Here is a 13,881-nt window from a genome sequence, read left to right on the forward strand (position 1 = left end):
AAACAGAGATATACAGTGCTTACCATTCATAAGTCATTCCCTTTTCAGTTGCTATGTCTATCGTGTATGTCTTTTTTAAATCAAGTGTAGCCCGTTTGCCATCAGCCTCGCTGTTGATTATAAATTCAGGAGATTCCGGAACAAACATGAGCGGATTCGGGTTTATACCTGTTGCCTGCTTACCTTTCAACTTTTTCCGGCTCTTGACACGGCAGTTACCACCAAGCGTCGAATGAATCCTGACATGGGTCAGCTCACCGTCATTCCAGTCAATATCGACAATGAATCCACCACGTGCGCGAAGCCCTCTGACAGAACCCGACTTCCATTTATCGGGAAGAGCCGGCAAGAGGAACAGCTCACCGCCGTGGCTCTGGAGAAGCATCTCGGTTATTCCGGCTGTGCCTCCGAAATTACCGTCGATCTGAAACGGCGGATGGGCATCAAAAAGGTTTGCATATGTTCCGCCGCCTTTTGTGGCCACTTCGGTTTCATCGGCATATTTCAACCCGTTTTTCAACATTTCATAGGCATGATTTCCATCCTCAAGACGAGCCCAGAAATTGATTTTCCATGCCATTGCCCAGCCCGTGCCACCGTCGCCACGAAGCTGCAACGAACGTTTGACAGCCGCAGCGAGCTGCTCATCGCGCCGTGGCAGAATCTGCTTGGCCGGATGAAGGCCGAACAGATGCGACGCATGGCGGTGCTCCGGGTCCTGATCCTCGAAATCGGCATGCCACTCCTGCAACTGCCCTTCTCGACCTTCATGGAAAGGATAGAGCGACGACAGCACTTTTCTGACATCACCTCCGACGCCATCCAGACCAAGAATTGATGAAGCCTGAAGATAGTTGGTAAACAAATCGCGGATTATGGCCATATCCATCGTCGAGGCCTTGGCCACTTCCCCTTCCTTTCTGACTCCCTCTGAATCGGTATATATAAACCTGTTTTCAGGAGATGTCGACGGATTGGTCACAAGATAGCCTGATTCATCTTTCTGCAGCCATTCAAGCATAAACTTCACAGCACCTTCCATCAGCGGGAAGGCTGTCTGACGCAGATATTTTTCATCGCCCGTAAAAGCATAATGCTCCCAAAGGTGCTGACAGAACCAAGCCCCGGCCATAGGCCAGCATGACCATCTCGGCGCACCTTTCCGGTCATCGGCATAGCCACCTGTCGGCGATGTCTGAGCCCATGCGTCGGAATTATGATGTGCCAGCCAACCGGAATCAATACCATAGTTCGTGCGAGCCGTCTCTGCCCCGTTTACAGACAGAGCGGATATGAAATCAGATAAAGGTGCAAAACACTCCGAGAGCCCGGTGCATTCAACAGGCCAATAGTTCATTTCAGTATTGATATTTACCGTATAATTCGAACCCCACGGCGGCTGGACATGACGATTCCATATTCCCTGAAGATTCGACGGCAGCCCTCCGGCACGCGATGAGGCAATGGTCAGATAACGGCCATACTGATAATAGAGTTCCACCAGACCGGTGTCAGAGTCATCGGAGGCAAAGCGACGCAGACGCTCATCGGTCGGCAATGATTCATATCGACTGTCGCCTTTACCGAGCGTAAGGCTAACACGGTCGAAAAGATTGCGATAGTCGGCAATGTGCGCAGCCAGAAGACTATCGTAGGTTCTGCCTGAAATTTTATTGAAAATTTCGTCATTTCGCTTTGTCGGTGTGATTCCGTCTGCTCCGGGTTTCTTATTGAATCCGGCATAGTCAGTGGATGCAGACATAACAAACGTCACTGCGTCGGCATTTGTCACCGTAATGGTCGAGTCGCCATAAGTCACACGGCCACCATCGACATAAGCCTTCACACGGGCCTCAAAATTCATGCCCGAGTCACCGCTTTCGTCATACACAACCTGTCGTGGGTCATAATCGCGGTTGGCGACATAGATTGGTGCTTTACCTACGAGAGAGAGAAACTCGCCACCGGCATTACTGAAACTATAATGCAGCTGACTGCTCATCGAGAGGTCGAGAGATACTGATTCGGGACGGTCGGAATTGACACGCACCACCATTACCTGATCAGGATAAGAGATAAACGATGTGCGTTTGAACCTTACACCATCAACCTGATAACTTACCGTAGCTGTGGCTGTGGATAAATCAAGTTCCCTGTAGACATCGACCGGTTCGCCTGTCGGACGCATTGAAATACGCATGTCGGCCATCGGAAGATAGCGTGCTGTATAAGGGCCTTGCCCATTATCCTTCCACAATTGACGTGCCAAAGCATAGTCCCCGTCATTGACAGCCTTGCGGATTGCAGGAAGTGCTGCCTTTGCTTTAGGATTATTTCGGTCAGTCGGTTCTCCTGACCATAACGTTTCCTCGTTGAGCTGATAAAGTTCCTCAAGAGGATTGCCAAACACCATAGCACCGATGCGGCCGTTGCCCAAAGGCAGAGCCTCCTCCCATTTGGAGGCAGGAGATTCATACCATAGTTTCAATCCTTCACTATCCGCAGTGGTAGAACAGGAAACCATTGCTACATATATCGGGAGGAGAACAAATCTCTTTTTCAAATCCATAGAGTCCTAATAAAACAAGCGTTTCTACACTTTATGAAATCACTTACAATCCCGGTCAGTCGGCATCGACAATCTTAAAGACTTTTTCAGAATTTGACACCAGTTTTTCCTGTGGCAATCGGCCTTTAAGTTCAAGTTTTATCACAGTAGCCACCGAATCGGTCAGTTTTTCAGGAAGCACAATCTCTGTCACACCCTTGCGCGAAGAGAATTTAAGAGGGGAGCCATCGGCAAGCATGGTGGCGCGTCGGCCTCCGAGCGATGTGTTGAGCGAGATTTTGCCTGATTCGGGACGGTCAAAAACGCAGAGATACAACGTGGTGTTACGGCCGTTGTCCTTACGGATACATGCGCCCCATTCTGTAGCGATATTGCTGCGGCGAGTGCCATAGACAGCCTCACCGTTTGCTGCAAGCCATCGTCCAACTTCGTCAAGACACTGGCGTGCCTCGGCAGGAATCTCTCCATACGGATCAGGACCAACATTAAGCAGATAGTTTCCACCCATCGACGATATGGTAAGCAGATTGCGCAGAATCGTCTGAGATGATTTCCATGCCTTATCCCAGCTCTTATAGCCCCACGAACTACCGATATTCATACATGTCTCCCAATAGATGCCCTCGATATCCTCGGCTTTCGGGACTCTTCCTTCCGGTGTCTTATAGTCTCCGGGAAAGTCAGGACGGCGCAGACGGTCGTTGACAATCACCTTGGGATATTTCGACAGTTCCTTCATCATGTCTGAAGCCTGCTCCTTGGTGATTGCCTGAGGCGTGTCAAAGAAAATCACACCCAGATCGTTGCCATAACGCTCGAGCAGTTCTTTTATCTGAGGTAAAGAAACGTCATAGAAATATTCATTAAACGATTTTATTGTCTGTAGTTCATCCCATGCACCATGATGAATACGCGTATATTCGTCGATTTCGACAGAGTCGCGGTTGGCCCAGCCCTCTTTCATCTCCTTTCGGGCCGTGCTTCCACCGGGATTACACCAGTCCTGCGACTGCGAATAGTAGAACCCGATTTTCAGTCCGTGACGACGGCATGCATCCACTACCTCATCGACTATGTCGCGTCCGAAAGGAGTATAGTCGACAATGTTGAAATTGCTCGCCTTGCTTCCGAACATTGCAAAACCGTCGTGATGCTTGGTAGTAAACACAAGATATTTCATGCCTGCATTTTTAGCCGTCAGCACAAGACTATCGGCATTGAAACGTACAGGATTGAACGTACTTGCTTTGGCGCGATACTCACGCACGGGTATCTTACAACGGTTCATAATCCATTCCGCGCCACCACGGCGCTGATTATGCCCGTTGTAGACACCGCCGTAGAGGCAGTAAGGCCCCCAGTGGACAAACATGCCGAACTTGGCATCCTGCCACCATTGCATTTTTTCCTCCTGCGAAATTTTAGTCTCCGCCCTGCAGGAGAATGAAGTCAAAATCGTTAATATAGCTAATATGAATGATAATTTTTTCATGATGAATCTTCTATTTGATAAGGTTTGACAAATCACCGTTCTTGCGTGCCAAAAGCTGAGCAAGATATAGCGAGCGCGGGAAAACATTTGTTTCATTTTCGCCCTCCCACTCACCGTCAAGACGGTCGGTAAATACTCCTGAATAACGTTCGGCTTTTGTTCCTATGCTATAATTCTTACCTGAAGCCCACGGACTCTGTACGGCAACACGTCCGGCATGGCAATTCCATAACACCTGTGTCACTCCGGCCCATCCGTGACCGCTGCCCATTTTGCCTCGGTCCTGCACGTTTATTTCTCCATCGGTGACAATATTGTCATACAGCGTACCGACGGCCCAACGGTGATGCGGACCTATGTCGGCATAACTCTGGGTAGCGGTGCAGTTATGGAAAACATTCGGACCGCAAACCTGCGAACCGGTCACGTAGTCATGACGACCTTCACGGCTCTGACAATTTATGAAAAGATTCTGCTGGCCTATATTGTTGAAGGCATAACGCAGACCACCTGTAATCACCGACTTCGGCGACAAGCTGCGACAGTTCCTGACTGTAACGTTCTTTGCATTGCGTTCGCAGCTTACACAGGCATAGCCGAGATGAAAACCGGTCACATTGTCTACCCAGCAATTCTCCGCCTTGTCGATCTGCACGCCAATCCATCCGTGTTGCGTATCCTCATAGTCCTCAAACTCAGAGTCGAGACAGATATCCATTACTCCGACTTCTGAAATACGTCCGTCGAAAGTATATTTATAAATCTCTCCACCGCCATATTTGTGCGACATCTGCATGACGATTGGATTGTCGATATAAACCCGGTTGCCTTCCACTTTCGTTATCTCACGCTCGAAGGCGAGATTATATTCTCTCGGAGTCCATTGGCGAGTGCCCTTACGCTCCACAATCTGATCCATTTTTATGTCATGAATCCACTCCTGAGTGCCGGGACGATAGACGATGACTCTGTCACCGGGACGGAAACCGCTTGCATCCGATACCTGAAATGAATGTGTGCCGACAGGGACAAACGAGTCAGTAATGTGCACACGCGTGCCCGGAATCTCCTCTCTCTTACCTTCGCCCGACACCCTGATTAACGGATGTCGCTGACGGGCGGTCGCTATCAGACGTGTCTCGTCAATATTACTTCCCTCACCCTGAATCACCACACCGCTTGCACTGACGACGATAGAGCCGGAAATAGGATAGACACCACGTTTGAGCATCACCACACCCCTGTGACCATTGGCATCAGGCATCCTCTGTGAAATCTTGTCGACAGCAGCCTGTATGTGGGCAAGATTGTCGCCCTCCACAGGAGAAATGGTGATTACCGGCGAGAAATGAGGAAGTCCTTTGTCGCCGTGATGATAGCCCACGCGGCTGAAATCGGGAATGATGTTGCCTTCCTCATCAGGTATATATTCAAGCTTGCCGTCGGCGGTTATTTTCACCAACGATGACTGCCATGCTGCCGGCATCTTGGTCTGGGCATCAGCCGTCAACGTGCCGATTGCCATAAACGCTAAAAACATAGCGCCAAACAGTTTCGGAGTTTTCATGATTCAGAATGTTAAATAAAACAATTGTAGATTTGAGTGACCATTCGCGGAATAGCTACTCTTAGATATTTGCTCAGAACTTCCATTCCAGACCGGCCATCACAGTGGCACGCGGCATCGGGAAGCCATAATTAATCTGATAGTCTGCGGCTGTCAGATTCTCACCCTTGACAAACAGAGTCAGGGGTTTATTGAACGTGAATGTATAGGCAACACGCGCGTTGAGCAGCGTGTAGTGTTCGGTTGTTTTCTCTGTCTTCAGACCCCATACTCCCATTGCATCGAGAGTAAACTGCCAGTTGCCGGGAGAGTATGCAACTTCGCCGAACACCTTGTGCTCAGGAGCGGCCAGAATATCGGTCGAGGTGTGAAGATAGGCATAGTTGGCTGTCACATTCCACTCGCTGTTTATGGCGAAGGATGCGTCAAGTTCAAATCCCTTATTGATGAATTTACCTGTATTCATATTCTTTGCGACACCGTCAACCATGACCGACTGTATCATATTGTCACCGTTGATGTAGTAGAGAGCCAGACCTGTGTTCAGACGGCTGTCTAAAAACCAATGGCGGAGTTCAACCTCAAAATTATCCATCGATTCCGGCATCAGCTCAGGATTACGCGGAGCATACATGTAAAGTTCTCGGATATTCGGCGAACGGAAACCCTTGCCATAGCTGAACTTCATGCGCGACGCCGACCATGGACGATAGATGAACCCGGCCTGCGGAATCCATTCATTGCCGAACTGCGACGAATGCTCGATACGCGCACCGGCATTGAGGCTAAGTCGGTTATTGAAAAAGGCCTGCTGCATCATGGCATAAGCACCGATTTCATTGACATGCCTGTCTGTAATCGGACTCTCTTTGCCATCGGCTTTGGCTGAATTCCATGCCTCACCGCCCCAATGTTTGAAGTCGACTCCTACGCTCAGGTCATTACCGTCCCACGGGCGAATGGTTTGAAAGGCTGTGACACCAATATTATAGTCTTTGGAATTGAACAGATAGTCACGTGGCTTACCGTTTTTCAACCCATCGTCAATTTTGTGCTTACCCCAATTGTAGTAAGCCTGCACACCGCCCGAAGATATATCATAATTATTCTTTATAAATAGCGATGTCGTGGTACGGAACATCTTGGCCCACATTTCAATCGGCATGGCGAGATCCACAGAGCCCGGATTATCGGCCTTGGTCTCTGTCAACATCACATTTGCTCCGACCTCCCAATGACGGGAGGATGTATAACCCAGTGAAGCGTATTGGTTCGACAGCCAATAGTCCATTCCACGTCGGTTGCCGTCAGTCGACTCATAGCTTGCGGCTGCGAATGCATTCCAAGCACCATGCCGATAACCGGCCTTCACCCCATATTTCTGCGTCCCGTAGCTTCCACCCATAGCGCGGACAGAGCCTTCGAGACCGTCGTGCATGGCCCGACGTGTAATCAGGTTGACAGAACCGCCCATCGCACCCGAGCCGTAGAGCAATGATGACGGACCGCTTACCACCTCGACCTTCTGCACATCGTTGGTCACGTATGTGTCAGGCAGCGAGTGGCCGAACACTCCGGCCCACTGTGGCTGACCGTCGATTAGAAACAATACTTTATTTCCACCGCCTACACCTCGAATATTTACCGTCCCGGCAGCTCCGCCGCTAACACCATAGCCTGCCAGACCGCGCTCTGTGACAAACATGCCCGGAATACGATTTTGAAGCACGGGGAGGAGATTGGTTTCTGTACTGTTGTCGATAATGTCAGCTCCTACGATTTTCACATCGAGCGGAAGGAGTGCCACCGGTGCTTTCGCCGATGTCTCAAGCACGACGACTTCGCCGAGAACATTGGTCGTGTCGTTTTTCTCAATAACTGAAGCCGAAACCGACGATGCAAGCATCAGCGCCGCCGATAGTATGACCTGTGATTTCATGATTACGTGACTTATGACCGATGGTTATTATTTTTTCAGACTATCTTTTTCCATAATCACGGCAGCCCAAAGGACTCCGGCTACAGCCTCCTTGGCATTTAGCACCTTGTCGAGTGTCACATATGTGACAAAATCCTTTTTGATTGTCACACCGTCGCAAGCTCCTATCACATCAAGCAGACCGCGGTTGTTGACTCTTACGAATGGGAACAGTGATTCATATCCGCGTTGAGCCACCTGTGCATAATCCTTCTCCTTAAGCAGACCCAGATCAATGCCACGACGGATTGAATATACAAACATGGCAGTCCCCGACGGGTCGATGAAATTAAGAGGATTAGTACCCTTGTCGACAACCATGAACCATCCGCCTGTATTCTTGTCCTGCCACTCTTTAAGTCCCTTTGACATTTTCAAATAGATTTCCTTAATCTCCTTATAGTCGGGATGCGATTCCGGAAGAACGGCAAGCAACTCGGGTACAACAAGCGAATACCATCCCATACCCTCGCTCCACACTTCCGGTGAAAGCCCGTCGGCATTGGCCCATTCGGCTTTAGATGGCTCTGTGGTCCATGCGTGAAGCATCAGACCGTCGGGGCGCTGCAAGTGTTTTGCAGCCGCCTTGATGTTGCGACATGCTATGTCGTAGCAGTAATCTGTCTCTCCCACCAGCTGACCGCAGCGAATGAGAAACATCTGCATCATGAACACACCGTCGACCCACATGTTGGGCGACTTATTTCCATGCCAGAACTGGCCGTCGGAACTCGGGTAAGTCCCGACACCTTTGAGAATCTGAAGCGCCGCTTTCTTATATCGCTCGTCACCTGTGCGGGCATATAGAGTACAGAATGCCGAACCGGTCATGAAATTGTCAAGATTAGTAAGCGCACCTCCGGTATAGTTACCGTCGGCGTCCACAAAATTATCTATATAGCGCTTCATATAGTCGGTATAGGACGTATCGCCGGTCAGCTGCCCGAGACGGTCCATAGCCTCAAACATATATCCCTGTACATATGTGTAATCTTTCCAATATGCGGTGCGATAGTCAGGATAGCGCGCCATCACCGATTCGGCAAGCGGTAGTGCCAGACGCGACGGCGCATCACCGGGAACATATCCGAGCCTTGCGTCAGGATTGCCCTGCGAAGTAGTACGCCGCATGCGCGTCGATGTTTGCTGTGTCACTTTCATGGTCACATTGTCAGCATTCGTCACATAGCCGGTGGTAGTGTAGCTCGTCTGCGCATCAAGCTGCAATGCGGAAACCAATGCCACCGGGACTAAAAGCATGGATGAGAAAGTTCTATATTTCATAGCTGTATGTATTCTTTATATTTAAGGCAGTTGTTATTAATAATTTCAGAGCCAGATAAGCGGATTGCGAATAGGCAGATTGCGGATAACCTCCTCATTTTCGGGGAAGTGTTCATATTTGTCCCAAAGCTCAAGATATTTGTCGTCACCCCAGTGATTCCATGCAAACAGGAGCGCCGGATGAGCGACTGGCCATTCGTCCCAATACATCACATCGGGGTCAAGATCCCAAGTTGATTTGTCGCCGATATAGGGACACATGTAGTCTACCGCTTTACGCATATTACGGCCATCAGCCGTTGTGTAGTCCCACAGGTTGTCTTCATCAGTCGAGAGTATCTGACACAGTGTCGCCATCGCATCGAGATTAAAAAGCGAATAGCCATAAGGTTTAGTGCGTGCACGTTCCTGAGGGAAAGAACCGTCGGCAGCCATCTGATCGACAATGAAGATTTTTCTGAATCTGTCAGCACAGAATTTCATCACCTCTTTATTGTCAAGATATTTGGCGAACATGGCAGCCTGCATTGCCCAGCATGTACCATGATTGTTGGTTGCATTCATCTCTTGCTGGCCATAGGGATGCGTCATTAGCCATTCCAGATATTCACCGAGCCATCGCTTCACTCCTGAATCGACATCATCGGGAACCAATCCTTCTTCACGCAGACGCAAAAGCGACTGCACCACCTCTATCAGATGAATCGTGTCGATAATTCCGATTCCGCGTCCTGTGGCTACACCCTTGATAGCCTGAGCATAGGCAAGACTCGGATTCATGCGGGTGGAATCATCCATGAACCACGCACGGGTGTGTCTCAGCACCGGCTTGACATAGTCCTTGTCTCCTGTCAGGAGATAGGCTGACGTCAGATTACCGATTATACGGCTGAAGCGGATCATGGCATGACGGTGTTGAACGAAGTTATCGGGATTTGTCAGACCGTCACGTCTGACGTAAGGGCCGTCAGGATTGAGCGAGTCGGGCCACCAGTAGTCACCTTCGGAATAAAAATCATGGTTTGTTCCGGCGCTACGTTCAGCAATGAATGCAGTGACCGTAACCGGTTCGGCCTCCATATCGGCCTTAGCCTGCTCAAGAATCCTGTTTCGAAGCGGTGTCGCCACTTCCTTTGCTACACCGGGCGATGACAAAGTGACACATGACAGCACCACAAGCAGCCCTATTAACGTAAAACCGAGATATAAGCGTTTCATCACTATTGATTTATAGTTATAAACTGGGTAGCAAGGCCGTCGGACTTTACAGCCACGACCGATTTTCCATTACCCTTTTTCATCCTTATCGAAGCCCGGCCGTTTGCCAGCTCGACTTTTGCCGAGCCACCTGCCGTGCCCTGATTCTTGATCAGCTCTCCGTCACCGACGAGTTCGAAACGCACGAATTTGCGCGAGTCGAGACAGATACGGCCTTTATCATCAACCATGCAGACTTCAATTTTTTCATAACCGTCGCCCATCGGAGAGCTTACTACGGCCAGCCGGGTTGCTTCACCCCATTTTTCAGTCTGGTAGAACCATGAAAGGTTATCTTCATATTTATTCTTATCACGCCCTGTCGCCACGGCTCTGATATCGTTGTCACCGGGACGCAACTTCACATTCCAGCGGAGACCGGCGGCAGGATAGTTCTGACTGTCGCGTTTCCTGACACCCTGACTCTGCCCGTTGACAAAGAGTTCGACCTGCGGACAGTTGGAGTAGACAAGCACCTCCTTCTCTTCATTTTCCTCACCCCATCTTACAGGCTGTGAATGACCGAGGACATGAACCATAGGCGCGTCTGTCCAATAAGACTGGAATACATAGTAGCTCTCCTTCTTGGTGAAATCGCGCTCTATCACACCCTTCTGATTGACATAGGGCACGGGGTTCTCAGGACGGACAGGGGTCGAGAAGTCCTTGAACGGCCAGTAGGCCGCACCGGTGAGCCACGGCATATTTTCCTGTTCCTTAAGATGCCAGTCAATAAGCTTTATTACGTAGGTCTCCGACCAATCCTTTTTTGTCGGCTCGGCATCCTCGACATGACGGCCGGGATGGCTGTCGCCGCCCCACTCCACATGGAGGAAATGCTTGACTTTGTCGAATGCCTCACGCGAGAATTTCTGATATTCCGAAAAATTGCCTCGATACCATCCTGCCCAGATTGTGGGAGAATAAACGTCGACTATATCACTGCAGAAATCACAACGTCTGATCGCAGTCTTGCGCGACGGGTCGAGACTGTGGGCAAGAGTGTTGAGTTCGCTCATGAAAGCGCGTATCTCACTCTGCTCATACGTCGGGAAGTCATTAGGCCAGTCGTTCTCATTGCCGAGACCCCATATAATGACCGAAGGATGATTGAAATGCTGCGCAATCATATTGGTGAGCATCCTTCGGCCCTGTGAACGGTAAAGCTCACCGCCTACACCTCCGCGACACCAAGGAATCTCCTCCCACACGAGTATACCAAGCTCATCACAAAGGTCAAGGATGATTTCCGACTGCTGATAGTGGCCAAGACGGATAAAGTTGACACCCATCTCCTTCATCATCCCCATCTCCTGTCGCATCATCTCCTCGGTCATGGCAGCTGCAACGCCGGCATGGTCCTCATGACGGTGAGAACCGCGAAGCAACAGACGACGGCCGTTGAGATGAAACGGTCCTTTTTCTATAAACTTGAAATTGCGAAAGCCGAAACGCTCAGTCGAAGTAATTTCATTATCATCGGCCGACACGGTCACTTCACATGTATATCTTTTGGGCGAATCCACATCCCACAATTCAGGACGGTCAACAGCGATGTCGAGCAGAAGCTGTCGGCCAAGCGGAGTGATGCCCTTATGCTCACGGGTAGCTATAACCTTCCCTTCCGGCGACTTGACAGTCACGCGGACATCTGCTGACCTGACATCAGAAGGATTATAATACTCACCTGTTACTTTGAGTGTGGCCTTACGCAGATCATCGGCAAGTTCAGGCTGGATTCCAAGCTCCATGACACTGACAGCCGGAAGATAGACAAGGTTAAGATAGCGGTATAGACCGCCATATATATTGAAATCCGAAAGATCTGATGGAATCATCTCGGCATCTCGGCTATTGTCGCAACGTACACTTAAAGGGACTTTGCCTCCGAAGCGGTCGGCGTCTTCCGAACTAAGAAAAGCCGTCACGGCATCCGTGATGTCGACATTCCAGCTGTCGTAACCGCCGACATGACTCCCGACCTTTGTAGTATAGACATAAACATCGGTTTTCTGGCCTGCGCCCTCGAATTCGAGCACAACCCGTCCGTTCTTGTAAGGGTTGGCTATCTCAAGCTGAGTCTTATACCAACCCGGGCCCTGATAATAATTCAAATCAGGGTCAACGCAATCCTCGGCATTGAAGCAGTGAGGCAGCGTGACTGTCTGCCAGATGGGCGACTCTTCGGGCTGACCGGCCTTTACAGGACGCACGGCTTCCCATATATTTCCAATATCCTGACGCAGGAATGACCAGTTGTCGTTAAGACGGTTTTTATGTTGTACGGGAACCTTCCCGAGAAGGGTCCCGCACAACATAAAGAAGGCGACGTTAAGTACAAACAATCTTTTTACCATAGTAAGTAGTCTCAATCTATCAATATCTAATCCAACTTAATCTTATTATAACCTAAATGAAATTTCTTATGAAATTATGTTCACCTTCTTAACCGTTAATTCAAGTCGTGCTACTCCATTCCTGTTTCAGAGCAGAGCTGTGCCCTCTTTTTCAAGCTTGGCTTTTTTAAGCAGAGCTTCGAGGAAGTAATAGTCCGCATAGATAATTGGGACATCCACTTCGGAGTTGCTGTTGCCTGAACCTACGCTATGGAGAAGCAGGAAGCCGCGGTCGTTGTTGAGGCTCGCACGATAGTTCTTTGTAAGGCTCTCAATGATGCGGTCGGCCCGGTCCTTGTGGATAGTGGCGTTCTCCTTGTCATACATCGAGAGTTCGTAGAGAGCACATGCCGTCACTGCAGCAGCCGAAACATCGCGAGGCTCATCAGGAATATTTGGAGCATTGTAGTCCCAGTAAGGCACGAGATCCTCAGGCAGCGTGGGACTGTTGAATATATAACCGGCTATGTGTTTTGCCTGATCGAGAAATTCCTCACGGCCGGTCTCGCGATAACACATCGTGTAGCCATAGAGTCCCCATGCCTGTCCACGCGACCATGCCGATTCATGCGAGTAGCCCTGATGGGTGTGTTTATGGAGTACATCACCTGTAATCGTGTCATAATCGACCACGTGATATGAGCTATAGTCATCACGGAAATGATTCTTAATCGTTGTGAGCGCATGGTTCACGGCAATATCGCGATAGATGGAATCGCCCGACTCCTTTGCCGCCCAGAACAGCAGTTCGAGATTCATCATGTTGTCGATGATGACCGGGCACTGCCACTTGTCCTTGTTGTGGTCCCACGAGCGGATACAGCCGACTTTGTCCTTGTAGCGGGTAATCAGCGTGGAGGCTGATTCGAGCATGATGTCGCGGTAAGTCGAGTCGCCGGTGAGACGATAACCGTTGCCGAAACTACAGTAGACTTTGAACCCCATATCGTGAGTTCCGCCATTGGTTTTCTCCCGCTCTACCGGGGCAGTGAATTCAATCGCCTTCTCTTTCCAGAAATCATCACCGGTATATTCATACATATACCATAGTTCTCCGGGAAAAAATCCGCTACACCAGTCCCGCGATGCGACAAGCCGGAGCGAACCGTCAGGCTCGATGTTGCGAGGAGCAAAAACATTGTTGGCAATCTGCTTCTCGGTGAGATGGGCTCTTGCACTGTCGATTTCAGTAAAAGCATGCTTGAGCTGAGAAGCTGAAAATTCAAAGTTTTCACTTACTATATCCTGTTCGGCAGTTGACTTGGTTGCACACGATGCAAACAAAAGTGCGGTTGAGAGAAGTCCTAACTGTAGTTTCATGGATGTTTTCTTTATATT

General features: G+C 49.7%; 8 protein-coding genes. All 8 read right to left on the reverse strand.

All coding sequences use genetic code 11. From position 1 onward, the window contains the following. Positions 1-19: 19 nt before the first annotated feature. Positions 20-2,563: a glycoside hydrolase family 95 protein gene (locus tag QZ311_RS04900; RefSeq protein WP_297064781.1), complete on the reverse strand. Its 2,544-nt coding sequence runs from the start codon at positions 2,561-2,563 to the stop codon at positions 20-22. Between the two features lie 61 nt (positions 2,564-2,624). Beyond that, a complete protein-coding gene (locus QZ311_RS04905) occupies positions 2,625-4,061 on the reverse strand; it encodes an alpha-L-fucosidase (RefSeq protein ID WP_297064784.1) in 1,437 nt (478 codons plus the stop codon). A 10-nt stretch (positions 4,062-4,071) separates the two neighbouring features. After that, positions 4,072-5,601 (reverse strand): hypothetical protein, encoded by a 1,530-nt coding sequence (locus QZ311_RS04910; RefSeq protein WP_297064864.1) that lies wholly within the window; start codon positions 5,599-5,601, stop codon positions 4,072-4,074. Positions 5,602-5,701: 100 nt separating this feature from the next. Continuing rightward, positions 5,702-7,567, reverse strand: coding sequence for a TonB-dependent receptor (locus tag QZ311_RS04915; RefSeq protein WP_297064787.1), 1,866 nt, complete (start codon positions 7,565-7,567; stop codon positions 5,702-5,704). 27 nt (positions 7,568-7,594) lie between these two features. Continuing rightward, the gene (locus QZ311_RS04920; RefSeq protein ID WP_297064790.1) at positions 7,595-8,890 is read right to left on the reverse strand and encodes a glycoside hydrolase family 88 protein; all 1,296 of its coding nucleotides are present in this window, start codon (positions 8,888-8,890) and stop codon (positions 7,595-7,597) included. Between the two features lie 45 nt (positions 8,891-8,935). Next, on the reverse strand, positions 8,936-10,108 hold the full coding sequence (locus QZ311_RS04925) for an alginate lyase family protein (protein WP_297064792.1): 1,173 nt from the start codon (positions 10,106-10,108) through the stop codon (positions 8,936-8,938). A gap of 2 nt (positions 10,109-10,110) precedes the next feature. Then, positions 10,111-12,465 carry a glycoside hydrolase family 2 TIM barrel-domain containing protein gene (locus QZ311_RS04930; protein WP_297064794.1) on the reverse strand — a complete coding sequence of 785 codons (2,355 nt, stop codon included), beginning with the start codon at positions 12,463-12,465 and terminating at the stop codon, positions 10,111-10,113. Between the two features lie 165 nt (positions 12,466-12,630). After that, positions 12,631-13,863 carry a glycoside hydrolase family 88 protein gene (locus tag QZ311_RS04935; RefSeq protein ID WP_297064797.1) on the reverse strand — a complete coding sequence of 411 codons (1,233 nt, stop codon included), beginning with the start codon at positions 13,861-13,863 and terminating at the stop codon, positions 12,631-12,633. Positions 13,864-13,881 lie beyond the last annotated feature (18 nt).

It is taken from the genome of uncultured Duncaniella sp., from assembly GCF_910578445.1.
Lineage (GTDB): Bacteria > Bacteroidota > Bacteroidia > Bacteroidales > Muribaculaceae > Duncaniella.